Origin of the sequence: Ktedonobacter racemifer DSM 44963 (genome assembly GCF_000178855.1) — a bacterium.
Lineage (GTDB): Bacteria > Chloroflexota > Ktedonobacteria > Ktedonobacterales > Ktedonobacteraceae > Ktedonobacter > Ktedonobacter racemifer.
In genome coordinates, this window is the sequence record NZ_ADVG01000004.1 from 1,348,151 (window position 1) to 1,374,160 (window position 26,010).

General features: G+C 50.3%; 21 protein-coding genes. 14 read left to right on the forward strand and 7 right to left on the reverse strand.

From position 1 onward, the window contains the following. Positions 1-35: 35 nt before the first annotated feature. Complete coding sequence (locus tag KRAC_RS47580; RefSeq protein ID WP_007919634.1) at positions 36-1,604, forward strand: amidohydrolase family protein; 1,569 nt, start codon at positions 36-38, stop codon at positions 1,602-1,604. A gap of 153 nt (positions 1,605-1,757) precedes the next feature. Here KRAC_RS47580 and KRAC_RS47585 read toward each other — a convergent pair whose 3' ends face one another. Together KRAC_RS47585 and KRAC_RS47590 are read right to left on the reverse strand one after the other, a co-directional pair. Next, a complete protein-coding gene (locus tag KRAC_RS47585) occupies positions 1,758-2,417 on the reverse strand; it encodes an RNA-guided endonuclease InsQ/TnpB family protein (protein ID WP_052569215.1) in 660 nt (219 codons plus the stop codon). 32 nt (positions 2,418-2,449) lie between these two features. After that, on the reverse strand, positions 2,450-2,962 hold the full coding sequence (locus tag KRAC_RS47590; RefSeq protein ID WP_157507954.1) for a hypothetical protein: 513 nt from the start codon (positions 2,960-2,962) through the stop codon (positions 2,450-2,452). A 128-nt stretch (positions 2,963-3,090) separates the two neighbouring features. Between KRAC_RS47590 and KRAC_RS63985 the strand changes: the two genes are divergently transcribed. Next, positions 3,091-3,768, forward strand: coding sequence for a hypothetical protein (locus tag KRAC_RS63985; RefSeq protein WP_007919635.1), 678 nt, complete (start codon positions 3,091-3,093; stop codon positions 3,766-3,768). Between the two features lie 78 nt (positions 3,769-3,846). On the opposite strand, the gene KRAC_RS47600 is transcribed toward KRAC_RS63985, so the two are convergent. After that, entirely contained in the window at positions 3,847-5,586 is a 1,740-nt protein-coding gene (locus KRAC_RS47600; RefSeq protein ID WP_007919636.1) for a peptide ABC transporter substrate-binding protein, read from the reverse strand. Positions 5,587-5,914: 328 nt separating this feature from the next. Here KRAC_RS47600 and KRAC_RS47605 point away from each other — a divergent pair, with 328 nt between their 5' ends. After that, the gene (locus KRAC_RS47605; protein ID WP_007919638.1) at positions 5,915-6,346 is read left to right on the forward strand and encodes a MarR family winged helix-turn-helix transcriptional regulator; all 432 of its coding nucleotides are present in this window, start codon (positions 5,915-5,917) and stop codon (positions 6,344-6,346) included. A 112-nt stretch (positions 6,347-6,458) separates the two neighbouring features. Here KRAC_RS47605 and KRAC_RS47610 read toward each other — a convergent pair whose 3' ends face one another. After that, the gene (locus KRAC_RS47610) at positions 6,459-7,250 is read right to left on the reverse strand and encodes a DUF1838 family protein (RefSeq protein ID WP_007919640.1); all 792 of its coding nucleotides are present in this window, start codon (positions 7,248-7,250) and stop codon (positions 6,459-6,461) included. A 264-nt stretch (positions 7,251-7,514) separates the two neighbouring features. Here KRAC_RS47610 and KRAC_RS47615 point away from each other — a divergent pair, with 264 nt between their 5' ends. The 9 genes from KRAC_RS47615 to KRAC_RS63990 all read left to right on the forward strand — a co-directional run bounded on the left by KRAC_RS47615 (position 7,515) and on the right by KRAC_RS63990 (position 21,216). Then, positions 7,515-8,804, forward strand: a complete 1,290-nt coding sequence (locus tag KRAC_RS47615; RefSeq protein WP_007919642.1) for a hypothetical protein — start codon at positions 7,515-7,517, stop codon at positions 8,802-8,804. A gap of 2,116 nt (positions 8,805-10,920) precedes the next feature. Continuing rightward, entirely contained in the window at positions 10,921-12,999 is a 2,079-nt protein-coding gene (locus KRAC_RS47630; protein ID WP_007919647.1) for a hypothetical protein, read from the forward strand. Positions 13,000-13,104: 105 nt separating this feature from the next. Then, the gene (locus KRAC_RS47640; RefSeq protein ID WP_007919648.1) at positions 13,105-14,070 is read left to right on the forward strand and encodes a P-loop NTPase family protein; all 966 of its coding nucleotides are present in this window, start codon (positions 13,105-13,107) and stop codon (positions 14,068-14,070) included. Positions 14,071-14,081: 11 nt separating this feature from the next. Further along, positions 14,082-15,488: a replicative DNA helicase gene (gene dnaB / locus KRAC_RS47645; RefSeq protein WP_007919649.1), complete on the forward strand. Its 1,407-nt coding sequence runs from the start codon at positions 14,082-14,084 to the stop codon at positions 15,486-15,488. A 96-nt stretch (positions 15,489-15,584) separates the two neighbouring features. Continuing rightward, a complete protein-coding gene (locus KRAC_RS47650; RefSeq protein ID WP_157507959.1) occupies positions 15,585-15,899 on the forward strand; it encodes a hypothetical protein in 315 nt (104 codons plus the stop codon). Between the two features lie 271 nt (positions 15,900-16,170). Further along, positions 16,171-16,929, forward strand: coding sequence for a ParA family protein (locus KRAC_RS47655; RefSeq protein WP_007919651.1), 759 nt, complete (start codon positions 16,171-16,173; stop codon positions 16,927-16,929). After that, positions 16,913-17,923: a hypothetical protein gene (locus tag KRAC_RS74975; protein WP_007919653.1), complete on the forward strand. Its 1,011-nt coding sequence runs from the start codon at positions 16,913-16,915 to the stop codon at positions 17,921-17,923. The genes KRAC_RS47655 and KRAC_RS74975 overlap by 17 nt, the downstream gene beginning before the upstream one ends. A gap of 1,512 nt (positions 17,924-19,435) precedes the next feature. Further along, entirely contained in the window at positions 19,436-19,684 is a 249-nt protein-coding gene (locus tag KRAC_RS47665) for a hypothetical protein (RefSeq protein ID WP_007919655.1), read from the forward strand. A gap of 116 nt (positions 19,685-19,800) precedes the next feature. After that, entirely contained in the window at positions 19,801-21,216 is a 1,416-nt protein-coding gene (locus tag KRAC_RS63990; protein ID WP_007919657.1) for a PP2C family protein-serine/threonine phosphatase, read from the forward strand. An 82-nt stretch (positions 21,217-21,298) separates the two neighbouring features. On the opposite strand, the gene KRAC_RS47675 is transcribed toward KRAC_RS63990, so the two are convergent. Together KRAC_RS47675 and KRAC_RS47680 are read right to left on the reverse strand one after the other, a co-directional pair. Beyond that, positions 21,299-21,715 (reverse strand): MGMT family protein, encoded by a 417-nt coding sequence (locus KRAC_RS47675; RefSeq protein WP_007919659.1) that lies wholly within the window; start codon positions 21,713-21,715, stop codon positions 21,299-21,301. Positions 21,716-21,909: 194 nt separating this feature from the next. Beyond that, positions 21,910-22,293, reverse strand: a complete 384-nt coding sequence (locus KRAC_RS47680) for a hypothetical protein (protein WP_157507961.1) — start codon at positions 22,291-22,293, stop codon at positions 21,910-21,912. A gap of 152 nt (positions 22,294-22,445) precedes the next feature. On the opposite strand from KRAC_RS47680, the gene KRAC_RS47685 reads away from it, so the two are divergent. Both KRAC_RS47685 and KRAC_RS47690 read left to right on the forward strand, forming a co-directional pair. Then, positions 22,446-23,759, forward strand: a complete 1,314-nt coding sequence (locus KRAC_RS47685; RefSeq protein WP_007919661.1) for an RNA-guided endonuclease InsQ/TnpB family protein — start codon at positions 22,446-22,448, stop codon at positions 23,757-23,759. Positions 23,760-24,143: 384 nt separating this feature from the next. Beyond that, a complete protein-coding gene (locus tag KRAC_RS47690) occupies positions 24,144-24,653 on the forward strand; it encodes a pyridoxamine 5'-phosphate oxidase family protein (protein WP_007919663.1) in 510 nt (169 codons plus the stop codon). Between the two features lie 154 nt (positions 24,654-24,807). Here KRAC_RS47690 and KRAC_RS47695 read toward each other — a convergent pair whose 3' ends face one another. Further along, positions 24,808-25,767 carry a sigma-70 family RNA polymerase sigma factor gene (locus KRAC_RS47695; RefSeq protein WP_007919665.1) on the reverse strand — a complete coding sequence of 320 codons (960 nt, stop codon included), beginning with the start codon at positions 25,765-25,767 and terminating at the stop codon, positions 24,808-24,810. Between the last annotated feature and the right edge of the window lie 243 nt (positions 25,768-26,010).

The following is a 26,010-nucleotide window of genomic DNA, read 5'->3' on the forward strand; positions in this document are numbered from 1 at the left end:
GTTCATTTCGGTAAACATTTGGAAAGAGGCACGGGATGCGTAAATTTGAGTTGGCACATGATGTACCATATATCCCTAAGCAGCTCAGTAGCTCTACTTCTATCAATGAGCTACCGCATATCCTTGTACAGGGCTGCAATGTGCTCGCGCCTACCCAGCCAGGGCACCTGCTCATGGACCAGGATATTCTCGTCGTTGGCGAGCGGATTCAGGAGGTTGGCCCATCTGGTTCACTCTGCTATAATCCCTTACGGCTTGATCGGGTCATAAGTGGCAAGGGCCGCCTGGTCATCCCTGGCATGATCAACGCCCATACGCATTCGCTAGAGAACATGCTCAAAGCAACATCCCCTTCGCTGCCGCTGGAACTCTGGCTGGTGCCTCTCTTTGGCAATACCTTTGAGTGGACGCCACGCATGGCCTATTTGAGCGCGGCCCTGGGCGCACTCGAGATGCTAAAAAGTGGTACAACCGCCGTTCTCGATCACCTCTGGACTCCCTCGGGCGTCTCAGAGCCATTTCTCGACGCGGTCATGCAGGCATATGAAGATATTGGTATTCGCGCAGCTGTCGCTCCCTCTATTGAAGATCAGGACCTGGTACTGGATTGTGGCCTGCAACGAGGTCTGCACTTTCCTGAGCACCCCTTTACAGATCGCTTCGAACTCTGGCCTCCCATTGAGGAACAACTGGAGACCCTGGAGCAGTTCATCACCCGCTGGCACCAGAGTTCTTCTGGTCGCCTGAGCTGCCTGGTTGGCCCAAGTGGCATTCACTGGTGCAGCCAGATGCTCCTGGAGCACTGCAACCTACTCGCCGAGCGTTACGAGACGGGCATACATATTCATGCCGTCGAGACAGCTCTACAAGCGCAAGTGATCCGTGAGTACCTGGGACAGGAAGGTATCGCCTATCTCGCCGATCAATATGTTATGCGCCCCGGAACATCGCTGGCGCATGCCATCTGGCTGGCACCCGGCGACCTGGAGCGTATCGCCTGCTCAGGGGCTACGCTTGTACACAATCCGGTCAGCAATCTACGCCTGGGCAGTGGGCGCTTCCCTCTCAAGCGCGCACTCGACCTGGGAGTAAGCGTAGCGCTTGGCTGCGACGGCTCCGCCAGCAATGATAACCAGAATATGTTTAGCGTGCTCAAGCTAGCGGGTCTGCTCCACAACTACCCACGCTTAGACTATAAGAAGTGGCCAGGCGCGGCGGCGATATTCTCAGCCAGCACGACTGGCGGAGCCGCGGCCCTGGGCCTCGCCTCAGAGCTGGGCGAGATCGCACCTGGCCAGCTGGCAGATCTCGTCATGCTCGACCTGAGCAGTACGGCCTTCCTGCCGCTGCGCGATCCCTACCTGCACCTGGTGTACTGTGAGCCAGGTTCAGCAGTAGATACGGTCATCGTACATGGCAAAACCGTGATCGAACATGGCAAGCTGACACGGCTCGATGAAACAGCGCTCATTCAGGAGATCCGCGAGCTATGCCAGAAAGACTGGCAGACGCAAACGCCAGCCATAGCAGAAAACACACACACCGTTATGTCGCAAATTGATACATTACGGCATATGGTTTTACATCATCAAAGTAAAGAGTGAAATACTCACTCAAAAAGAGTTAATATATATAGATCTCGATATGAATCTTGATATGACTCTCTGTAGCTTGGTATCTGATAGTGCTCCATCCTATCAATGGAAAGGACATGTATTTTGTCAGAAACCCCATACCTTTGCGGCAGGGGCTTGTCCCTATGCCGAAGCGTGAGACGAGAGGCCGTCTGACAGCGACCAACTCAGGTCAGATGTACCATCCTGAGCAAGACAAAATTTGTCTCGAATGTTGTATGCCGCATTGAGATCGGCATGGAGTTGATACCCACAGGAGCGACAGTGAAAGACCGCTTGAGAACGCCGATTGTTCCGAGCTTGATGCCCACATAGGGAACAGGTTTGCGAGGTATGGCGCGGATCAATGCGCTCAACCCCAATTCCTTGCTCTTGTGCTTTGTAGGCAATGAAGCCGTACAACTGAGCAAAGGACCAGGAATGCAGCTTCCGTTGCCCTTCGCCTTTGCGATGTCGGACGCCTTCTCGAATGTTGGTCAGGTTCTCAAGCACAATTGTTGCTCCAGGGGGGACGCTTTGAACGATACGTCGGGAGAGAACATGGTCACAGTCCCGGTGGAAAAGCATCTGCTTACGCGACAACTTTTTCAGATGCCGTTTGGCAGACTTGGTTCCTTTGGACTGAAGCTTGCGACGGAGACGGAAGGAACTGCGGTCAATCTCTTTCCAGTGGCGAGAGCCAAGAAAGTGGCGATTGGAGGTGACAGCGGGGCGATTCAAGCCCAAGTCCACACCAACAACGGTCTCATTGGCTTGAACAACCAGTTCAGGAACATCGACCACGACATGCAGCCACCATTTCCCCTTGCGGGAAATCAGGTCAGCGGTGGCAATGTTGCAGCCACGATATGCTCGCTAAAGTGAGGCACTGTAAAGGGGATCGTCATTTTGCCTTGCGTTGTCGAAACACGAATCGTTTGTGTTGCCCAATGAAGGGAATAGGTATGGATATTGTAGCGAACCGCACATTGCTGAGAGTGAGGACAACGAACAGGCTTGAAGACAGGAACGGGCTTGCCTTGTTTCTGTGCCTGAGCAACCTTCTTCGGATAGGACGCTTCCTTCTTGGCTTTCCAGGTGAAGGCGCTACGAAGGGTTTCCGTGGCTTTGACACGCGCTTGAATGAGCAAGTCACTCACCAGACTAGAGCACAACGCTTTTGTCTCGTAGTACGTGGCATGGTGAAGCCTAACACCATTCTTCTCGCTGTGTTGCCACCCATAGGCACACACATGATTGTAGGTTATGGTAAACTGCGCCAACGTCTCATGCAAGGCTTGCGCCTGTTCTGTATTCGGTTGAAGTTGAATCCGAACAGTCCTATCCATACGCAAAGTATACCATATATGTATTGTTTGTATCAAATAGCATAAAAGAAGAAAGGAGTGCGCCATGCTCCTCCCCATGTCTCAAGCCAGGGGTCCCGCATGGCGCGATTCTTATGATGGAAGACGCGATGCCCGAGAACCGCCTGGACGCTCCCGCTGATTACACAGAAGAGGCTCGTCCTGCACGTGTAAGCTATACGCTGCGCTACACTGGCCTGCCAGCGCTGGGACAACTGGTAGCCGTAGCTGTGGCCGCTGCGGTTTACACGGTGCTCTCCTGGCTCTCCATTCCGATTCCTTCAGGTATCCCCCTGGTTTCGGCACTTTTTATTGCGATCGGTTTTGGTATTCCCTTCGCGCTCTGGTTTGGTGGTTGGGCGTTTGTGATTGCCTATTTGGGCAACTTCCTGGGAGCAGGCCTGCTCTCGCCCCAGCCCTTACCGCTGCCAGTGGCGCTCTGGTTTGGCACCGTGGACCTGATCCAGCTTGGTCTGCCAATGATTCTCTATCGCCTGCTAGCACCTCGCTTCGGCGTTAGCTCCATCGGTAAGGACGTCCTGACGGTGCGTGGCTTTATCTTCTTCGTGCTCTGCGCGGTCCTCCCCAACAATATTCTCGGTGGACTCTATGGGAACTTCATCCTGGTCGCCACGGGCACGGCTCCCGCGAACACGCTGTTACCTGGCTGGCTGGTATGGTCGCTCTCGAATATTGTGGTAACGATCATCATTGGCCCCATCCTACTACGCGCCCTGGGTCCAGTCGTGGAGCGCTCTGGCCTCACCATCCGCAACATGCTCAATTAAGGAATTGATGTTAAAAACACGGGAGCATCCAGCTTGTAGCTGGATGCTCCCGTGTTTTTAACATCAATTGACTAGTTGCTACACGTTATGTGCGCAACTGGCATTGCTGCTCAAGGAGATCTTAGCCCAATCGTCGGGCGCGACCTGGTCGAGTGGGCTATCGGTCCAGCCCTGCACACATGGCTTGACCACCGTACTCTTCACTCCCTGGAAGAGGGGAAGCCAGGCCACATCGTCAATCAGGCGCTGCTCAGCCTGGGCGTAAAGCTGATAACGCTGCTGCTGGTTGGTGACGGCATCGGCCTGGGTAAGCAAGCGCTGCGTCTCCTGTTGCTGATCCACATTTAAGGCTTTGTTCTGTCCATAGTTCTGAATATTGTTGGACATTCCCTGACCAAACTGTGGCGAGAGAACGGCATGCGGATCGGGGTAATCGGTGTTCCAGCTCAAGCGCCAGATACCCAAACCTTTAGCATTATTCACGGTATTCTGTAGATCGCTATAGTACTTAGCTTCGCTGGTATCGTTGATCTTGACATCGATACCCAGAAAGTCCTTCCACATAGTGCGAATAGAGTTGTACTCGCTCTTGATATTCACATCAGAGGGAATACCACTAAACACCTCAAAGTTCACATTTTTGAAGATGTCCCGCGTCACCCCCTCTTCTTGCAGACCCTCGTCGAGGAGCTGGCGCGCCTTCTGGGGATCGCCCTTCGTGCTGGAGACACCGAGAGGGCCGCTCAATTGAGGCGTGTAGCCGGGAATTCCCGCTGGTACGATATGATTGGTAGCCAGCATCGTACCACTATAGACATCGTGTGCCAGAGCATCTTTGTTAATGGCCAGTGCCAGGGCCTGGCGCACCTTGAGGTTATCAAAGGGCCTCGCGAGGTAGTTCAGGCCATAGTAATACATCGTAAGTCCAGGTACCTGGTGCAGTTCGCCCACGGGTAGGGCGCGCGCACGTCCAATCTGGTTAGATGGGACAGGCGCAATGTCTATCTGGCCGGCTTCATAAGCACGATAGACTGTTTGAGGATTGATATAGTAAGTCACGATGGCCTTTTTCAGTTTAGGCCTAGGTCCATAGTAGTAGGTATTGGGAGTGAGCACGATATAACGCGTGGCCTGTTTGATAGAGCGTGCTATCACCCAGGGGCCTGTGCTACCACCCTCATTAACATGATCCGTCCAGGCGCTTCCGTATTTCTCGATCAGTTGCTTCTTAACCACAGAGGCACAACCATTAGTCAAAGCCGAGAGGAAAGATTGGTCTGGTCGCGCCAATTTAATGATCACGGTCTGCGCATCGGGCGCCTGGAGACTGTCGCCAATAAGGGTCTGTATCTCTCCTCTACGCAACTTGTCCGCGTCTTTAATGGAGCCAAGAAATGTCGAGGCTGTCGACGAGGCCGTCAAGGGCTGTAAAGCTCGATCCAGGCTATACACAACATCTTGCGAGGTCAGGTGTGTGCCATCACTAAACTTGAGGTTAGGCTTGAGCTTGAAGGTCCAGGTCAGCCCATTATCGCTACTGGTATAGGATTCTGCGAGCTGTGGTCTGACCTGTAAGTGGCTGTCAAGGCTTACCAGGCCGGTAAAAGCCATGCTTATTACCTGGGCTGAGGCGTGATCGCTCGCGCGTGCCGGGTCCAGGCTGGTAAAGTCTGACTGGCTGTTCTCTCCCACCGCGGGAAAAACGCCGGTCTGCTGGTTGACAGCGAGAGGTGCATTCGGCCCATCCAGAGTGTTATCTTGCTGATCGCAGCCCGCAAGCACGAGCACTAGCAGGCACAAAAACAAGCCAAACGCCATAGAGGGGCCTCGCCCCTTGTTTATAATCTTTCTCCCTTGCATATATCCTCTAGAGCATGAAAGCTTTGCACAGCTGTTTTATATTTATTTATATCTACTCAAGACTTCTCGCCACTACGTGGCTCACAGGGGTCAGGGATGTGGTGCTGGGCTGGCGAAGCCAGCCCAGCACCACATCCCTGACCCCTGTGAAGCGTCTGCGACGCTGAAAACACCAGGAAGTATCTTTCATTATAGCAGACGTATAGCTGAAACCTCTCATCAATAGCATTGCCTTGACAAAATAGGTCGCATATCCTACACTCCTCGTTAATATAGAGGTTTTACTATGGCAGAAAATACGAATAACGATTTACATCTTTCCGATTATCAGGAACTGGCCGAGTTTCGCTACCAGATTCGTCGCTATATTCATTTTAGTGAGCAAATGGCACGTTCTGTGGGCCTGGAACCCCAGCAGCATCAACTCCTCCTGGCCATCAAGGGTCTGCCCCAGCAACAGAAGCCAACCATAGGCTACCTGGCCGAGCGCCTACAAATTCAGCATCATAGCACCGTTGAACTGGTGGATCGCCTGGTCGAACGCGAGTATGTTGAGCGCAAACGCGATACTGTCGATCAGCGGCGCGTCCTCGTGCAGCTTACTCTCAAAGGAGAGGATGTGCTCCAGCGCCTTGCAGCAACAATGTTGGCCGAGCTAAGTACAACCGGCCCCCTGCTGGTTCAAACACTGAACAAGCTTATCTCTCAGCATGGCTAACAGATAATAAGAGAGGAGTTGCCACCTGTATGTGACGACTCCTCTCTTATTATTCGGCATCCATAACGGATTAGACACGGTACAATCCAACCGAGGCTACTTGCGTACGCGTCTACTTCCGGCTCTCAAGGTATTTCTTGAAATACGTCCAGGAGGTCTCGTTGGGGCGTGTAAACTCTGTGGGTGCCTGCGTGTAGATTGGCTGATGTTGCTCAACATAGGCGCGTACATCTTCAGGAAGAGCCACATAGCCACCCATCACCTTGCAGCCAGCGCACTGGTAGAGCAGGTTGCCCGGGCGATCCGCCATCGCCATCCAGGGGAGCCAGGGGCCAAGGCGCGTCCAGGAGATCTCACAGGGAATGGAGGCAAGCGCATCGTTCTCCGCGTCCCGGCGGCTGATAAAAAATTGAAAGAGTTCTGCCCCCTGGTAGAGATCGCTCTGCGAGTATTTGGGATATTGTGCGCGTGGCAACGGCGAGGGATAGGCCAGCATAACATCGAGAGCCAGGCATAGACGATCCTCACCTACAGACAGCGTTGGCATCATAAATGGCCCATAAGGACCATTGAGCAGGTACGTCTGGTTGACAGGATCATTCCAGACATGCACAACGGGGACCTCTTCTTCGGTAAAGGGGTTAGACCAGCGCTCAAGGATCTCATCCGTGGAGGGATTTTTGTAGAATGTAACCTCGCGCATGAGGTGTTGGTATCCTCCCTCGATCTCCATACAGCGACCAATATTGTAGCCATCAATCTTGAAGAGGAGGTGATTTTTCTGCCCAGGAATGACGCTATAGATATTGCCGCTCCACCAGAATACAATCTCTTCGGGCTGTAGGGACGCACGAGCCTTGATATATGCTCGTAGGTTATGTTCAGGTTGCGTTAAATCGAGCATAATTTTCTTCCGAATCTCTTGGTACATATGAATAGATCATAATCAGTATAGCACGCTCATTACTTGAGTCCCGCTCCTGAGAGCGGGGCTTACTATTCGGCTATAAGAATTTTATCGCGTTTCCGTCCATACGCTCTCATGGTATACTATGAAAAGCAATCGTGAACGCCGCTTTGTAGCGGCTAACTCCGCCGCCACGTTCAGCACAGAAAAAGGAGGCTTGCGGTAAGGCTCTTGCTCAGTAGGACCCAACCGCAGACACTTATGGAGGAACACAAGCAGCCAGAACTTAGCCTGATTCCACAAGATGCTGATGACGCTGACCTCACTTCCCAGGACGAGGAAGATGAGTATGATACTGAACTAGAAGCTCTGCTGGATCAGACCTTCGCCGATGTCACTGACTATATGACGGAGGAGGAGGCCACAGAATATCTCGCGACCATTCTCGAAGGCGGCGAGATTGAACATGAGTCTTCCCTCTTTGATCGTATTACTCCATATGTGATGGAGAACCTCAAGGTTACGAATTACCGGCCCGACCAGGCTGTGCGCGAAGCCTCGCTGGCTCAGAAAAGCATGTGGCGTCCTGGCGATGGTGAGATCTCTTACCTGGCTTCCAATACGCTTGAGGTCTATCTCGGCACACCCGAACGCCCGCTGGAGATTCCCCAGGCCTTAAAACAAATTCGCCAGTTGAGCGAGAGTACAGTACTAACGGCGCGTATCGTCCTTGGCCTATGGAATATTCGTCGCCATAATGATCGCGTCTCCAAAAATGGTAGTGTGCCTGTTCTCCTCGATGAGATCCTTCAGTGGCAGGGGCTACAAAAGCATAGCCGAGTCGCACATCCAGGCGCCAATAAGCGCTACACCGATGGCTACCGCACCGAGCAGAAGCGCCGCGTGCTCCAGGACCTGACCCTGCTGGCATCCTGTAATGTGCGCGGCAATTGTACAATCACGGTACGTGGCAAGGCCGTGCCTATCCAGGTCGATGGTCCCTATATGCGCTACTCGGTTGTCAGCCGCAAGACATTAACAAATGATAAGATTATCATCGGCTTCCTGGTTTCGCCTGGCGACTGGATCAGTACCTATGAGCAGCATCAGAACTACTATCTCGCTGAGATTGATAGCCAGATCTTCAAGCTCAATCCACAAAATGATCGCTATGCACTGCGTATCGCTCTCTACATGACTGAACGCTGGCGCGAGCAAGCCAAACAAGGCAACTTTAGCACACCAATTACCATGTCAGAATTGCTCGCCTCCAGTATGGTCGAGGTTGATGAACGCCATATGACAACGCGCTTCGTCCCAGCCATCGAGAAATCCCTCTCCAAACTGGAGCAAATGGGAATTTTGGGTAAGCAAATTTGCCTGACTGAAGTCAATAAAGAGCAGGCGCGCTGGAGTAAAGATTGGCTAGCATCACGTTGGGAGATCCTTCCTCCGTTGAAGCTGATCCAGGAATATCAGGCCCTTAATAGTGCACAGAAAAAACGCCCGCGTCGTGTACGCGCTCGCGAAGTACCAAAAGAGAAAGAATAAAGCAGAAAACCTTTTTGCAATAAAGGCGAAGAGGGCAGCGGGAAATGTCTGGACAGGCGTTTCCCACTGCCCTCTTCGCTTTTATCGTTAGTTCCATGCTAAAACTGCCATACCTCTCTTTGGACATTCCCACTTATATCCCAACAGACTACTCCTATATAAGCTAAATAGGTTAGATAGTGCTTCTGTCTATAAAGGTCTTTTCACGTTTACACACATTTTCCCTCGCATGTTTGCCTCAATTTCTGTTTTCCCCACCGGGGTATGGTGCATTCCAACCCCTAAAGGCGACAATTTGGGGCTTTCAGGTGCTTTTCACGTAACGCCAATTGTACAATTATTTGACCTCTGATAAGGGAATTCACAGCCCTTGCTTTAGCTCCAGTTGATAAAACTCCCCCACCGAGGTTAGGTGCATCAATACACTCTTTATGCCATATAATCACCACCAGAGTCAGGTGCATTTTTCCCTCCCTGGCACTGTTTACCCCCACCAGGGTTGGGTGCATTACAGCAAATCTTTTGTCTTGATACCCCCACCAGGGTTGGGTGCATTCCATCATCCTTTTTGCCCTCTTACCCCCACCAGGGTTGGGTGCATTACAGCAAACCTTTTGTCTTGATACCCCCACCAGGGTTGGGTGCATTCCATCATCCTTTTTGCCCTCTTACCCCCACCGAGGTTGGGTGCCTTACAGCAAACCTTTTGTCTTGATACCCCCACCAGGGTTGGGTGCATTCCATCATCCTTTTTGCCCTCTTACCCCCACCGAGGTTAGGTGCATTACGATGGCTCTTTGGCCCTGATACCCCCACCAGGGTTGGGTGCATTCCACCAGCTAAAGCTTGTATCAGCAAATAAAAATATATTACTTCTTCCCCACCGGGGTTGGGTGTATCTCTCTGGTTTTAAATAGCGCCGTACCCCTCGTTTTTAAGCTCATTTGAGCTTAAATTCCCCACCAGGGTATGGTGCATTCGCTCATTTTTCTGCCTTTAGAAAAACCGCCTATAGATTTTTTTTGTCCAATATTCCCCACCGAGGTTAGGTGCATTCCAACCAATTTTTGCTCTGACACTCCCACCAGGGTTGGGTGCATTACGACAGCTTTTTCTTTCTGATACCCCCACCGGGGTTGGGTGCATTCCACCATCCTTTTTCTTTCTGATACCCCCACCGAGGCCAGGTGCATTACAGCAAATCTTTTGTCTTGACATCCCCACCGGGGTTGGGTGCATTCCATCATCCTTTTTGCCCTCTTATCCCCACCGAGGTTAGGTGCATTACGATAGCTCTTTGGCCCTGACACCCCCACCAGGGTTGGGTGCATTACAGCTACCTTTTGGTCTTAATACTCCCACCAGGGTTGGGTGCATTCTGCCATAGCAGAGTGCAAATTAGAAAATTTTGCTGGCCTGAATTTTCTTCCGCATTTTGTCACGTTTGCCCCACCAGGGTCGGGTGCATTGAATGGCTTTTGCGGTATTTTAATTACACTAGGATACAATTTCTTTTAGCAATCGTTCGCGATTTGCATTTATTTATAGTCGATATACATTTGTTGAGAATCCCCACCAGGGTTAGGTGCATACGTATTATTTGTAAAATAAGATAAGATCAAGGTACTTTTTATTTGCTTCGCTATTTTCTTCATTTGCAAGCTTTCGCTGCTAAAACCACAAAATAATGCTCTGGAAAGAACTGCTCACCCAAAAGTCATAACGCGACCCCACCGGAGTTAGGTGAAAACCCCACCGGGGTGTGGTGAAAACCCCACCATTGTTAGGTGCAAAACTGAGCTCAGAGGCCAGACACCAGTAAGTAGTTTTTTGCGTATTACTCCACTAGTAAAATCCGTTTTGTGAGTGTAATATGTTCTCTACATAAGAGTTGAAAATTGGCAGGCTAAAGTTATCTTTGCTTGTCGATCAATGGTTAAAATTTTTTAAAGTTCGTAGGGTTGGATGCTTTCTAGCCTTCGCTTATTTACACAACCTAATTTATGGCCTAACCTGCTCATTGGCACTAATAAAAATAAACAAACAGGCGACGGCGCCTGCTGCTTTACTGGCTCTTTTCCAGGTCTTTGGTAGATAGTGTTTTTAGGGGGTTTGTATGACCGAGTCGTATTCGTCACATCAGCCGCATAACGATGGAGATGGCTGCACGTTACCTATCACAAGTACTCACAGCGACTGTGAGGAGGCGCCCATATTCAACATAGGCGTTGATATTCAACAAGTTAATCCCACTATCTTCCATATCGTGGAGAAAGTCTTTGCTAAGCCCTTAAAGGGGCTTGAATTTCTTGCCCTGCTCCTGACACAGGCTGTGGTAAAACAAGAGGCTCTCCCGACCTCCTCAACGCAAACTCCTATCGCGTTTGCGGTCATTTCACTGCAAAATATTCGCGAACTGGCACAACGTATTCATTGGGGGTATGATACAACCCACAAGTATGTTGTGACGTTTTGTGCGCTCGATCTGCTGATCAAGCGTCGCTCGTCTGACCGGATTGAACTGCTTTTCCCGCTCCAACACTACGACCCTCCCAGCTCGTTACATGAACTAGATCGCCTGCTTACCAAGAGCCGACCCAAGGTTCAGCAATTTGCCAAACGTGTACGCGAGCGTTGTCTTATTTACGACGTTGTTGCCATATCTACGACCGCGCTCACACCAGGTTCTAGCATTACCCCTCCCTCGCCAGAGCAAGAACTCATGACGCGGCTACATAGCATTTTGCGCACGGAGAATATCGATGCTGAGCGCCGTCAGCGCCTGGTCATGCGCATTTCCAGCGAGATCATTGGCAAGCTGCTAACCTATCCTTCCGCGCAAGTCTCCTCTCCCAAACAAGGTAGACTCGCGGCACCAGGCGTTCAGGCAAACGTTAATGAGCTTGAGTCTACCACTGAAGGTAGACTTTTTCCTGAAGCTTCTTCTAGCGAGTTGGAGTCTACCATGAAAGAAGACTCCACTCTTCTATCTGCGAGGAAAGAAGAGGAAAAGTCTCCTTTCGCGGTAGACTCTACTCCGTCACAGATAGAGGATAAGCAAGAAAAGTCTACCGTGAAGGTAGACTCTATGCTGCCACAAATTGAAGTTGCCTGTGTAGAGGAGTCTACTCCAAGGGTAGACTCCTCTACACAGGCAACTTCAATGGAGGGAAAGTCTCCCGCACCGGGGAGACTTTCTAGCAAGCAAGTGACTGCAAATGGATCTAAGTCTCCCTCACTTGCCCGGGTAGACTCGAAGAAGTCTCCCTATCCTGCTCAAAAGCAAAAAGTACCAGGAAAGCCAAATGCGCTTAGCGCCTTGCTCTCCCGCCCATCTGCATTTGGTACATACCTGAAGTCTACCCAGCCAAAGGCGGGAGACTCGCTGCCTGAGCAGGTAGACTCGCTACAGGCTCAGCAGTTACCCATGGTAGACTCTTTCCCAACACAGGTAGACTTTGAGACCCCCTTGCCAGAGTCGCTGGAGAGTCTACCAATGCCGGTAGACTTGCCAATTGAGCCGGCTTCACAGGCTGATGGAGAACTAAAGTCTACCAACACGGAGTCTACCGATCAGAACACTTCTCTGGTAGACTCCCAAGCTCAAACGAGGAAAACTCTGGTAGACTTGAACTTTTACTCTCAAGAGTTTGCAGAGCTATACGTAACGTTAGACGTAAGTAAGTTATTTAATAATATTTTAAATAATAATATTACTAACGTAACGTTACGCTTTGAGCTACAAAAGCTTTTAGCTGAGATATTCGACAGAAATCGCCAGTCTGCGAACAGATATAAAAATTTGTTTGAAACAACGGATGTCTCCACGATTGTAGCTAGTTTCATCTACTCTCTGCAATGTATGTCCGGTTCTAACGGACATACTATCGAAAGTCCTGGCGCTTTTTTCAACAGCAATTGCAACAAAATCCAGAAACAAAAGTTGCTAATTAGCCAGAAAGATATAAATTTTCTAGGACAGCTTACTTGTGAGCAAATATATGACTACCTGACCAATCTTAACAGCAAGATAAAACAGGCTCCGCTATTTGAGAAACCTGACCAACAGATACCTACCACACAAAATGGTCAGGTTCGGGTACGTCAAAATGGTAAGATCGTGTATCGCACTAAGTTTACCCATCACAACATTTATCCGATGAGATCGTCACAGAACAATCTAGATATGCATTGATGAGTTTTTAATACAATTTTTATTGCCCTTTCGCGAAATTTCGCGTACAATCGTACGCGATTTGAATCTTTGTTCGATTTCGCGATGTTGCAAGGGAGGAAAAGGATGGTATTCGATTTTCAACATAAACGCTCGTCCAACTCTAAAAGACCCAGCCACATACCAGGAAAGCGCAGCAAGGCCTTTGCTGAACATATATCCTCCATACCAGAACAGAAACGTACCTCGCTCCAGCAGCGTATGCTTGTCCGCCACAATAATGGTGAATGTATTGGTTGTACTCATCAAGGAGTACCGTTAGGCGTTAATGGAATGGAGCTTCCCGTTGTGTGCGAAAGGCGCGGCTTTTTTGTCCCCCCAGAGTTTTGTGATTGCGAGCTGGGAGTGCGCTATAGCCAGCGTATTGAGCGTGAGCGCAAGGAGCATTATCGCAAAAGTACCCTCGAAAGCTACATCTACGCCTGTCGGCTCTTTGAAACAGCATTATTACCCTCCCCTTCAAAGGAATATGCCTTTGTAAGCTGGCCAGCACACTTTAAGCGACCAGCTTCTCTCAGTGATGCTGAATATCAAACGTATGTGACTATACGTGAGAGAGTGCGAGACTCAGTTGAGGTTTTTGTGCTGACAATCCAGCAGCCAGAGTTTGCGGAGAAGAAAGAGGGATTATGTATCCAGGGCTATCCAGGGGTAGGGAAAACAGGCCTGATTTTAAGCGCAAGGGCTGCTTTGTTACAGTCAGAACACTATATGCTCGCTCTTAAAGCCCCAACATTAATCTCTCTCATTCAACATTCAGAGCAAGGAGAGCAGATGCTTTATACTCTGCGGCGTACGCCTATCCTGGCCCTGGATAATCTAGGGGACGCTCAATCAATGGATATTGCCCCTTACTCCGTGCGTCGTATTCTTCTGGATATCTTTGACGCGCGTTACAACGCTTCATTACCTACACTGGTTACTACTGAGCTAGATAATGAGCAGCTGTGTGACCAGTTTGGCGATGCCATCTTCTCACGTATGCAGGGCTTGTGCTACTTCAACGAATTGCCCGGTACTGATCTACGCTAGGAGTAAGTGTGATGGAGCGTCTTTTACCCCAGAATGTTGAGGCCGAGGCTGGCGTACTTGGTAGCTTGCTTATTGATCCCGAGGCAATCGCAAATATAACCAGCTTTCTGCGCGCAGAAGATTTCTATCGCGATGGACATCGCCTGATCTATGAGGCGATTGTTATGCTCTATGATCGGCATGAGCCAGCCGATTTTGTGACGGTTTGCCATGAGCTTGAGCGCCGTAACAAACTTGAGGAGGCTGGCGGCGAAGATTATGTTATTGCGTTGATTAACCAGGTTCCGACTAGCGGAAATGCTGAGTACTACGCACGTATTGTTGAGCAAATGGCGCTGCTGCGGCGCTTGATCCATGCTGGAAGTCAGATTGTGGCGACGGCCTATGGTGAGAAAGATGCAGAGGCGGCCCTTGAGCAGGCAGAACAAACGCTTTTCGCTGTGCGCCAGGGATATGCGCATAAACGCGCTCAGAGCCATCACATAGCGGATGTGATCACAAACTATATGGAGAGGCTTTCAACCCTTTCAGAACGCCAGGGCGCGCTTGTAGGCGTTCCTACGGGCTTTTCTGACCTGGATCGTATCCTGGGCGGTCTGCAACGTTCTGACCTGATTATTCTGGCAGCCAGGCCCGCTGTGGGTAAAACGAGCTTTGCCCTGAGCCTGGCATATAACACAGCCCTACAGAGCAAGAGCGTCGTGGGCATATTTAGCCTGGAGATGAGCTCTGAGCAGCTAGTGCAGCGCTTGGTCTCTATGGATGCTCAGATTGATCAACAGCGCCTGCGCACAGGCGATCTGTATGACGAGGATTGGAACCTGCTGGAATCCGCTATGGCTTCGCTCTCCAGTGCCACCATTCTCATCGATGATACCGCTGGCATCTCGGTCTCACAGTTGGGTAGTAAAGCTCGCCAGTGGATGTCTGAGTATGGTGGGCTGGATCTTCTGATTGTCGACTATCTCCAGCTTATGCAGTCCCCCGCCTCCGAGAGACGCGCTGAGAATCGCGTCCAGGTGGTTGACGAGATGAGTCGCCAGTTGAAGGTGCTGGCGCGTGAACTGAATATTCCCATCATTGCCCTGTCTCAGCTCTCACGCGCCGTCGAGTCACGCCAATCAAAGATACCTATGCTCTCCGATCTACGCGAATCTGGCGGTCTGGAGCAGAACGCCGATGTCGTGCTGTTTATCTATCGTGACGAGGTCTATAATCCCGATACAGAACGCCAGGGCCTGGCTGATATCATCATCGCCAAGCATCGTAACGGTCCCACAGGAGAAGTATGTCTCTCGTTTAATCGCAGCCAGACTCGTTTTCAGGACTTTGATACGCGCCTCGCACCCACCAGGACTCCTCTTCCTGACTCCGATGGTCAGAGCGACTATATGCTCGTGGAGAGCGAAGAGGATTAGGTCTTCCTCCGTTGACCATTGCCTGTGTTGGCAGTTTGGTGATAAAAAGAATCAAGGTTCTTTTTATTGTCTGCCTAGCTAAAAATGGGGTGCGTCATGAACGTAATGCGAACAACCACTGAAGTTGCCAGCCAGGATAAATTTGAGGAGATGCTGGTAGTCGCGGAAGCGGCGGTCCTGCTTGGGGTGAAGACAGGCCGCGTACACGCACTTATTGAGAGTGGTGCTCTACCCTCGCGTTTCGCTACCCGTGAAGAAGTTGCGCAACTGCTGACTGTTGGTCGTGTGAGAGGAGTCCCCGGTAGCGGCATTCGCCTGGTGCCCAGATATGCCGTTGAGGCGGCCCAACATCGCCCAGGTCGTGGGTGGCGCAAGGGACGTTCACGCAAGCCAAAGGATGCACAGGCTTAAGCACCTTTTCACCAGGCTATATTTACACATAGACGTCTACGTGTACGTGACGTATACGTTTGTGTAATATGCCTTATAGCTCATTTTAAGCCTTTTTTCTGGTACACAAACAGAATGACATATGTTACAATGTGGAGGAATAGGCGTTATCTGTGGTAAACATCATAGTATACGCCGACACAAACGTAGACGTATACGTGAGCTGACTGTCCCTGGAGAAGGTGGACGTCGCCATTGTATTTAGTAGTTATTTTTTTATAAGGAGCATGCATTGAGAATTTTTAGTCTGGCGAATAACAAGGGGGGCGTGACCAAGACGACCACTACGGTCAACCTGGGGTATGGCCTTGCGCGCGCTGGGCGCCGTGTTCTTATTATCGATACCGATGCTCAGAGCAATAGTACCTACAGTCTCCTGGGACATCTTGATCAGGAACCGACCCTTTTTGATGTCTTGATCAATGGTGTAAAGATAACCGATGCGATTGTACCTACACAGCAAGAGAATCTCTTCCTGGTACCCAGTTCCATCAATCTGAGTGCCGCCGATCTCTTGATGGCCTCGGCTGCTGGTCGTGAGCGAAAACTGGCACGAGCAATCTCCACTGTCAAAGACTTTGATTATATCCTGATCGATACGCCCCCCAATTTGGGTGTGCTGACGGTAAATGCCTTTATGGCCTGTACCGATGTGATCATTCCGATTGCCCTTACCACCTATGCCTTGATTGGTATTGGTATTCTAGAAAGCACCATGCAGGAGCTGCGCGAAAACCTGGACGTGGAACTGCCTATCTTTGGTGTGGTGGCCAACCTCGATGATCACACACGCTTGAGTACCGATGTGCTGGCGGCTGTTCGTGATCACTTTGCTGGCAAGGTTTTTGATACGGTTATCCCCCGTAATATTAAGGTAGAAGAAGCCCATAATCAGATTGCCTGCCTCTTCGATTATGCCCCTGCCAGCACGGGCGCCCAGGCATATAGCAAACTTGTACAGGAGGTTTTACATCGTGCCGAAGGAGCCTAAGAAATTTATTAATCCCTTGCTGCGTCCCTCGCCTGCCGCTGAACAGAAGCCAGAGCCTGAGCAAGTAGTGGAGAAGCCTTCTCGCAGAACCTCTGCCGAGAAGTCCGCTTCTCCCCCTTCTCAACCTGGAGCGCAGATAGAGGATGTTGTTCCTGCTCCTGTGCAGACCACCAGAATCCGCGAGGAGCAGCCTCAAGAACAGCTTCCCTCACCTGAAGTGTCGCGGAGTACTATTCCTTCTCACGTTGAGGAAGACGAGGCAGAGGCAGAAATTGAAGTTCCCACCAGGGAGCCAGCTTTTAGCGCAATGTCTGCCCAATCCCAGGCATCGACGCAGACACAAACATATACGGCTCCGTATACGTATACATCTCAGCCAGAACAGCAAGCGCCTGCCCAGAATCGCCAAAGCCGGCCTAAAGAGGCACGCCTTGAGCAAGCGCAGGCGCCTCAGTTTCCGGCTCCGCCACCACCAACTCAGTTGCCAGCGTCAGCCTATGCTACTGAGGAGCGACGCCCTATGTATGAGCGCCAGCAGCGGCCTGTTGAGCCAGCTGCATATAGCGAGCAGGTACCGGAGCTCCAAACCGCTCCTTATAATAGAAATATATCTGCTGCTCCTGGCTATACTCAGGATGCTAGAAGTGTGTCGGGTCCCCTTGTTTATACCCAGGCAGAGATCGGAGATTATACAGCTTCATCTTCATCTTCCCAGTTCTTACCGTCTCAATCGACAGCACCCTTTCCCGCCCTGTCGGAGTCGTTTGAGCATCGAACGGGCGAACTTCTAGAGACGACTGAGTTTTCTGCTCGAGGCTCGCTGCGGCGACGGCGCGGTGCCCAAACTTTTGAGCGAACCCATGAGCGTATCACTCTCTGGATCGATAAACGCCTGAAGCAGGCTTTTGATGAATTGGCCTATGAGAGCGAACTTCCTAAGACGGCTCTCCTCAATGAAGCAATCGCGGACCTCTTGCGTAAATATCGCGGTTAGTTCCCCATGCTCCCTTTTAAATGCTTACGTAGACGGCTCAAAGCAGCATAAACGTCTACGTAAGCATTTTTGTGTATGATGCTGTAACCGTACACGTGTACGTGCTCCCTCATTGTTGAATAAACCGCTAGTTATTTTGCAAACGTGTACGTACACATATATGTATTTGTATGCAGACGCGAAGGCATTTTATTTGATAATTTCATGCCGCGAGCTCATAAACATATAAGTCTCTGTCATCGACTACGGTTTTGGCTACGATGACGCATCCAGCAACGACGATGTTGATAGCAACATAATTGTTGCTGTCTCTGTACTTGTTTTCGTGCACGATCTCGTAGACATGCACGTATGTGCAATTGTATCTGTAGCTGTAAGCGAAGATGAGTATGTAAGCATAGCTGTAGCTGTAAGCGAAGATGAGTATGTAAGCATAGCTGTAGCTGTAAGTGAAGATGTACTTGTTTCTGTACTTGTAAACGCGTCTGGCAACAGAAACATATGTGTCTACACTCTCGTTTTTGTAATCGCATACATTTACGCAACTGTTGCTGTAAACACAAGCATAATCGCAAACATAAGCGTATACATAAGCGTATACGTGTACGTTGTCGATTGCGTTTGCGGTGGCGTAGATTTTATGGCAACATCTTCATTTACATAATCGCAGCCGTTACTGTAAATGGAAACGTCTGTGTAAGTGTACTTGTAAACATAAACGCATATGTCTTTGTTTATGCTTACGTATACGTTTACATAAACAAAGACATATGCGTAACCAGGTACGGAGATGTATTCACAAACAACAACGTGTATGCACACGAAGATGTTGTTGTAACCAGGGACGTTGGCGTATACGCCAACGTCCCTGGTTACGTAGAGCTATTCTGATATCCTTCTCCTGGCCCTGGCATAATTTCCCATTTACGTTGAGCTACTGGTTGTGCATACTCATAAACGTAAACAAGTACGTTTACGTTTACATCTGTCTGCAACTCTAAATGTTTTGCTGATCGAGGAGGTAAGTGCTACTTAAGTGCCAGCTATTCTTATAGTCTTTGAATGGAGTGCTCATAGAGCGATATTATGCCTTTGTATATGTATACGTCTACGTTTACCGAGGAAAGGGCCTAAATGGCCTGTTCGTGGTGTCTTTCTTCCTCTGACTTAGTAAAACACAGCGCTACTAAATTCTGGGACTGTGAAGTTCTATTATAAGACAGGTATAAGACTCTTATATGTGTGTTAGAGCTTGTTATGCTTGAGGGTGTTAGAGGTGTAGGAGCGTGCTCTCTCTTATACTTTCTCCAGGATAGGGGTGGAGCGCGGCAGGAGGATATTGGGAGATCGAGCTAAGTGTCACTCTTATACTTAATCTCAGAAAAGGTTAACATGTACTCCTCCTCTATGTTTACCAGGTGCAAGGCCAGGGACAGGGCAACACCGGTAGTCAGTAGTCAGCTGTCCTTATAATAAGATGCGTTTGTTCTTGAGCGAGAAGGGATATGAGGAATGAACACAAGCGAGGTCGCGCTCTTACGCCAGCAGATTGAGCTGGAGATGCTGGCGATGAAGCGCGCGTTATCCGAGGTTGCGCTTGGTATGGCACGCCACGGCTTTATTAATGCTCGTATGGAGCGCGTGGGTTCGTTTCAGGACGCTCTGGCTCTCCATGTAGGAGCAGATGAGGCGAATCTCGTAGTGTGTGAGCTATATGTGCAGGCGATGGAGCAGGAGGAACCCACTCCCGTGATCTTATAAAATTTCTTATAGTTTTAAGACCTTTTCGTTTCTGCCTTCTCTGTCTGTTCGTCAGGTATTTGCTACTTACTGTTGAAGGTCTTGCTCTTTATTTGTTCTGGAAGGGATTTCGCGCGATGTTGGAGGAGCTGAAAGCCGCTTACGATCTCCATGTAAAATTACGCTGGTGTGCCTGGTGTGTACTGGTGCTGTTACCTATATCGTTTGTGCTGCTGGGTGGCTTTCCTCCGCGTACCTGGTCGCTCTGTCTTCAGGCGCTTCTCAGCTGGTCCACGCACTGGCGGGAGATGATGTACCAGGCGACGCTCGTTGTGCTGATCCTGGCATCTCTCTTCTGGTTTATTGCCTGGGGAGGTCTGCTCTGGTTGGCCCTCTGGCTGGTAATCCATCATTTGCAATTTCGGCCTGTAGCCGATATGTCTTCCGTACAGGCAGAGTGGCAGTCTCTGCCCATGCCGACTTCTCCCACGATACAGAAGGTTGCCTCAGCGTCTCTGCCGGGACTGGTGGAGCTTACCCCTTATAAAGGGATCGAGAGCCTGACGGCACAGATGCAACGTATACGTCTACCGCAACGTACACCACAGATGCAGACGGGTAACCTGGCGCTTAATCTCTCGCCATTCCCTTCGGTGCGCCCTTCTTTACCAGATCGATCCGTTCCCCCCTCTGTGGCGACCATGGTGGAGCTGCCGGAGATTTCGACGCGGCCCGCGGGTCGTTCCGCAACGGATCCGCTCTCCTCGCGTTCGTCAGTGCTAGAACCCCTGGAGGTGGGAATTGGTTGGAATAGTGGCATCGTACGTATGAGTAAGCCAAATGAAGATAGTGTGATGGTTTTGCAGGGAACCTGTACCTATGAAGAGCAGTTGATGCCTTTTGCTCTCTTCGTCGTCGCCGATGGCATGGGGGGACACGACAATGGACGTGATGCCAGTCGCCTGGCGATGCAGAGCATGATGCATACCGTGCTACAGAATATTGTGATGAGCAAGGAACTTAGCGATGAGTTCTTGATAGATATGCTCATTGGAGGAGTGGAGTGGGCCAATCGTGCCATCATTCAGCGTGGCCGCGAGCTAAACGGGAATATGGGGACAACACTGACCGCTTCCCTGGTGGTAGGTCTCAAGGCCTATATCGTCAATGTCGGTGATAGCCGGACCTATCTCTACCGCGAGGGTTTCGGTCTCAAGCAGGTTACACGTGATCACTCAGTCGTAGCCACGCTGGTTGCCTTCGGCGAGATTACGCCAGAACAGGTCTATACTCATCCCGAGCGCAATAAGGTCTATCGCAGCCTGGGCCAGGATGAGCATATCGAAGTTGACTGGTTTATGCTTAATCTGCTCTCCCAGGATCGGCTCCTGCTCTGTTCAGATGGCCTGTGGGAGATGGTACGCAATCCCGAGATCGCGCGCCTCCTCCAGCAATATCCCAATGCCGTCACCGCCAGCGATGCCCTCACCAAGGCTGCCCTCATTGGAGGCGGCGTCGATAACATCAGCGTCATTGTTGCCCGCGTCCCTTGACCTCTTTTGATATTACGGCATTGTATACACATACGTATACGTAAAAGAGTAGATATTGCTAATCCAGGAGATGGCCTGGGGGTTAAGCGAAACGGGCCAGGTGCCTGGTGAGTTCTTTTACCTTTGGAGTTTTGCCCTGTGTATCAATGGAGATGCCTTCCTCCGCTAAAATTCTGGCTTGGCTCTCTACACCGCCGGGAAAGTTAACAATGAGGTTACCATTGGCATTAATGACCCGCCAGTAGGCGACATGCTTGCTTGTGTCTCGCGCAAGGGCCTGAAGGGATTTTCTCATAGTTACTGGACAGGTGCCCTGGACCTGGAATTGTTCTGTGAGCTTCTTTCGCAGAAGATCGGTTGTTATAAGCTGCTGCTCTGGTATCTGCTGGATTAATGCCTCCAGCGCCGCAGGACTTGGAAGTAACATTTTCCCCCGTCTACCAAAGAATTTAACCCGGTTCTCGGGAATATCCACAATGGTGTCTACCTCTTGTGCCATAAGACCTCCTGATCATGCTTCTTTAAGCGTTACTACCTCTGGCTACTCTCTCTATCGAAAGCAGCGAACGAATGTACTAATAGCCTTTATTATAACATAGTAGGATGAAATATATCTACTCAAGGTTTTTCCAAAAGTACAGGACAGTTTCGCCAGGTAGACAGTTTTCGAGTCTCCCTTTTCTTCTCTGCATATTAAGGGCAATTCTCTTTGCTCTTCTCGTTCTCGGCCTCAATAGCAAGGCAGAAATAAAGAGTCTGCTCCTGACTCTTGGCCTGAATATTCCAATGCTTTTGTTCTTTTTCGATTGTCTGGCGACAGAAGTTTTTAGTTTCTTGGACATAATCTACCCATGTCTGACCAGGGCGTCGCCCGAACTCTATCGCTCCTATAACCATAAGTGGATGGCCATACTTACCATTGGCATAGCGTATCCAGCCCTCCCATCCTTGTAATGAGTAGCCTGCTGTAGCAAGTATTTCTAAGGCTTGTAAGGTTTCTTGGAAAGGAAGCACAATCTCACGCTCTGAGAGTGATTGTTTGCGCAATGCTTCTGGCAAAAGATTGGTATCGTTCACCCAAAACGCCGCAGGATGCCCCTGCCCTTTCAGGCATGGGGAGGAATGCGGCGTTCCTTTGGAGGTGGCTTGGGTGGAATACGCCGTAGACATTCTCTCATCTGCTCATGTATTGTTGACAGTTAGATGAAAACTATGGTATAATTTAGCGTATGCAAACGGTATTAACAGCGAAACTCAAATTGAATACAACGCCCGAGCAATTCAAGGCATTACGTACAACGCAACTGGCGTATCGTGATTCTCTCAACTATGTGAGCCAGTACGCCTTTGCGCATGGCAAGATGAGCAATGCTGTTCGTTTGCAAGATGCCACCTACGAAGAGATCCGCCTCCGTTTTCATCTGCCTTCGCAAATGGCCTGTTCTGTTCCTCGCCAAGTTGGTGCCTCGTATAAAACCCTCTGGACAAAGGTCAAGAACAATGCTGTTCATCGTAAGGAAGGTAAGACCAAGAAACGCTACAAAGGGCTTGATAAGGCTCCCAAGTTCATCTCCCCCACGTTGACCTACCAGTATAAGAAAGACTACACCTTCAAGAAAGAGCAGCAGGTGAGCATCCTGACCCTTGAGGGACGTGTTATCGTGCCCTATACTGGCTACAATAAGCATGTGGCATTGATCCAGCGTGGTACGGAGATTGGTGCATCTAAACTCTGGTATGACAAGCCCAAGAAACAATTTTACCTTCTTGTCTCTCTTGAAATTGAGACGGCTGATCCTACACCTGAAACGCACAAGCAGGTCGCCGGAGTGGATGTGGGAATGCGATACCTTGCCGTCACGGCGACGATGCAAGGGGATTGTACCTTCCATGCTGCCACCTCTACTATTGCCAAATCTCATCACTATGCACGACTGAGAAAGCGTCTGCAAAAAAAAGGCACTCGTTCTGCAACGAGAAGGCTCGTTGCCATCAGTGGACGAGAGAGACGGTTGAAAGCAAACTGCAATCATGTCGTGAGTAAACGGATCATTACCCAGTACTCTCAAAGCTTGATTGGACTGGAAAATCTGACAGACATTCGTGAGCGTACCAAACGACGGAAAGGCAAAAAAGCCAGTGCAAAACAGCGAAAAGCCAATTGTACCTTCTCCAAATGGGCTTTTTCTGAGTTGCACACTATGATCGCTTATAAAGCGCTCTTGCATCGAAGTATGGCGATCAAGGTGGATGCCAACTATACCTCGCAGGCTTGCCCCAAATGTGGGCACACCTGCAAAGAGAATCGTCCTAACAAGGGCCTGCTCTTCGTCTGTCAGAATTGCCAGTATACCCTTCATGCTGATCTCGTCGGCGCAAGAAACATTGCGATGCGAACGCTTCTTATCCGGCAAGACTGGATAGGAACGGGCCTCTTGTCAGTACGCCCTGATGTGTCGGACGATGAAGCCAAAGCAGCACGCCTGAAAAGGTATGCTGAATTGCGGTGGAGTTCAGACACAACTCCAAGCCCTCGGCTTTAGCCGTAGGGTACTGACTTGTATCCTCTCTCAACAACATTGCATAACCATAAGCGTCTGCGAGAAGTCTCGTCTCCAGGTCAGGTGGAAGATCGGGGAGACTACCGATTTTGGAGGTGCCTAGCGCAAGGGTGTCTTCGCTGTCCATAGATTGCGTTTGAAGTATGATAGCATGGCGCACTAAACCTTTGAGTTCTTTGGCGATGCGCGGTAGACCACTGTTTTCGATAAGCGAGTATATGTCCTCTGGCATATTATGCCTCTCCTCTGCTGTTGTGCTTGTGTTCACTGTGCTCATTATACGATAATGGTTTGTTGCTGTTGAAAGTAGATTAAGTTTTATGTGGAGTAAGTTTGTTTTCCTGGGGGTCTGGAAGGAAGCGTAGTATGCATGAGACGGAAGAAGACCTTGAGCGTCTGCAAACGTTGATGGAGAAAAGTATAGAGCAAGCGGGGGCATTCGTGCGGGAGTCACTCCAGATGCCGGAACACTCACTCTCTGCTCGCCAGCTTGTCCATTTATGGCGGGAGCCACAGACGGTCGCCTTTGCTACAGTGACGAAGAAGGGGGAGCCGCGCGTCTCTCCCATAGGCGCTCTGCTGATTCATGGCTATTTCTATATTCCTACGCTGGAGAGTGCGACCCGTACTCGGCACGTGGTAAATCGGCCTGGCGTGAGCTTTACCCTCTATCAGGGGAATGAGCTTGCTGTTATCGCCCATGGCAATGCCACCATCATCTGGCCTGACCAGGCAACCTTTGCCGAGGTGGAGTCTTGCATGCGCGAGTGCAGTGGCCAGGGTGTGAGCGATTGGGGCGAAGGAGTCTTCCTACGTATGGACCCGGCCATCCTCTACACCTACGCTCGCGAACTCGAAATTTATCCCGAAGAGTGAGTGATAGAAAAATAAAAAAAGCGGGCGACCCTTTGGCGTCGGATCGCTCGCTACATATGCTCTCTCTCGGGTGGTGTCAGACAAACTGTAGAGGTTGGGGATAACCTCTACTCCCCATCGTCGTAGTGACTCAATGTATCGTCCCTTCGCTAAGTCACCCCAAGAAGTCCTGGAGCCTGCGGTCTCGGCAGGGATGCCCCAGTTTTTTTAGTGCGCGAAACTCCATCTGGCGTACAGCCTCGTGGCTTAAGCCCATTTTCTTTCCCGTCTCCGTTAAGCTATGCTCACCGTTCCCGTTTAACCCAAACCGTAGCTGAAGCACTTTCTTTTCTCGGGGTGTCAGACAATTCAAAATATCCTGAACCTGTTCTTGTAGAGTCTGGGTGAGGACCACGCGCTCGGGCGAATAGATCGGATCATCCTCTAATACCTCGCTTAACGAAATCTCGTCGTCACCTCCTTTACGCGGCATATCCAGGCTGATGGTCTCCTGGTTCGTTGAGAGCAGGGCAATGACCTCGGGAACGCTGATCTCCATTTGGACGGCCAGCTCTTCGAGCGTAGGCTCGCCCGTCTCTCCCTGCTGCATCTTGCGTTTTACCCGCCCCAGGCGTTTGATCTCTTCAATCTTATACAGCGGCACACGGATCATGTGAGCCTGCTCCGAGAGCGCGCGTGTAATGTACTGTCGGATCCACCAGGTGGCATAGGTGCTGAAGCGATAGCCCTTTTTATAGTCGAACTTGTCGACGGCGTGCATAAGTCCGAGATTGCCTTCCTGGATAAGGTCCATCAGGTCGACGCCAAAGCCTCTGTATTTCCTGGCGATGTGCATGACGAGACGCAAGTTAGCCTCAATGAGCTGGCGTTTAGCTTCCTGAGCTTCATTGTCGTCCAGGCGTGCCGAGCGTGAAAGACCGCGCTGTTTTCTAATGTTAGCCTGAGCCTTCTCAATGCGTTGAGCCAGGTCGGTGACCTCATCTTTTGAGAGCAGCTCTACCTGCCCGATCTCATAGCGATAGAAATGGGTCGAATCGCTGATATTCATCGCCTCGGGGTCAGCCTGAATACGGGTCGCGTGCGCCTCTCGACTCCTCACGGTCATGTCAATCATGAGAACTCCCTCCAACCGAAATCTAGCAAATACTGTTGTTTGATAGAAGTATAGGGGAAGGCCCTTTCTATGATCTCCCAATCTCCTTCCATGAAAATCAGTCCTCATGAAGGCCATGAGAAGATATTTTTTGCATAAGGGGTGGTGCCGCCTGAGTAGCCGCAGGCTACTCAGGCGGCACCACCCCTTATGCAAAAACCATGTATTTCTTATACCGGTCTTATCTAAACGAATTTACGCTAT

What these genes read in the sequence shown, in the direction of transcription:
- KRAC_RS47690 (WP_007919663.1), top strand. Translation starts at nt 24,144, where the DNA reads ATGCATGAGACGGAAGAAGACCTTGAGCGTCTGCAAACGTTGATGGAG.
- KRAC_RS47640 (WP_007919648.1), top strand. Translation starts at nt 13,105, where the DNA reads ATGGTATTCGATTTTCAACATAAACGCTCGTCCAACTCTAAAAGACCC.
- KRAC_RS47675 (WP_007919659.1), bottom strand. Translation starts at nt 21,715, where the DNA reads ATGGCACAAGAGGTAGACACCATTGTGGATATTCCCGAGAACCGGGTT.
- KRAC_RS47685 (WP_007919661.1), top strand. Translation starts at nt 22,446, where the DNA reads ATGCAAACGGTATTAACAGCGAAACTCAAATTGAATACAACGCCCGAG.
- KRAC_RS47605 (WP_007919638.1), top strand. Translation starts at nt 5,915, where the DNA reads ATGGCAGAAAATACGAATAACGATTTACATCTTTCCGATTATCAGGAA.
- KRAC_RS47590 (WP_157507954.1), bottom strand. Translation starts at nt 2,962, where the DNA reads ATGGATAGGACTGTTCGGATTCAACTTCAACCGAATACAGAACAGGCG.
- dnaB (WP_007919649.1), top strand. Translation starts at nt 14,082, where the DNA reads ATGGAGCGTCTTTTACCCCAGAATGTTGAGGCCGAGGCTGGCGTACTT.
- KRAC_RS47665 (WP_007919655.1), top strand. Translation starts at nt 19,436, where the DNA reads ATGAACACAAGCGAGGTCGCGCTCTTACGCCAGCAGATTGAGCTGGAG.
- KRAC_RS47580 (WP_007919634.1), top strand. Translation starts at nt 36, where the DNA reads ATGCGTAAATTTGAGTTGGCACATGATGTACCATATATCCCTAAGCAG.
- KRAC_RS47650 (WP_157507959.1), top strand. Translation starts at nt 15,585, where the DNA reads ATGAACGTAATGCGAACAACCACTGAAGTTGCCAGCCAGGATAAATTT.
- KRAC_RS47600 (WP_007919636.1), bottom strand. Translation starts at nt 5,586, where the DNA reads ATGGCGTTTGGCTTGTTTTTGTGCCTGCTAGTGCTCGTGCTTGCGGGC.
- KRAC_RS63985 (WP_007919635.1), top strand. Translation starts at nt 3,091, where the DNA reads ATGCCCGAGAACCGCCTGGACGCTCCCGCTGATTACACAGAAGAGGCT.
- KRAC_RS47615 (WP_007919642.1), top strand. Translation starts at nt 7,515, where the DNA reads ATGGAGGAACACAAGCAGCCAGAACTTAGCCTGATTCCACAAGATGCT.
- KRAC_RS47695 (WP_007919665.1), bottom strand. Translation starts at nt 25,767, where the DNA reads ATGATTGACATGACCGTGAGGAGTCGAGAGGCGCACGCGACCCGTATT.
- KRAC_RS47610 (WP_007919640.1), bottom strand. Translation starts at nt 7,250, where the DNA reads ATGCTCGATTTAACGCAACCTGAACATAACCTACGAGCATATATCAAG.
- KRAC_RS47630 (WP_007919647.1), top strand. Translation starts at nt 10,921, where the DNA reads ATGACCGAGTCGTATTCGTCACATCAGCCGCATAACGATGGAGATGGC.
- KRAC_RS63990 (WP_007919657.1), top strand. Translation starts at nt 19,801, where the DNA reads ATGTTGGAGGAGCTGAAAGCCGCTTACGATCTCCATGTAAAATTACGC.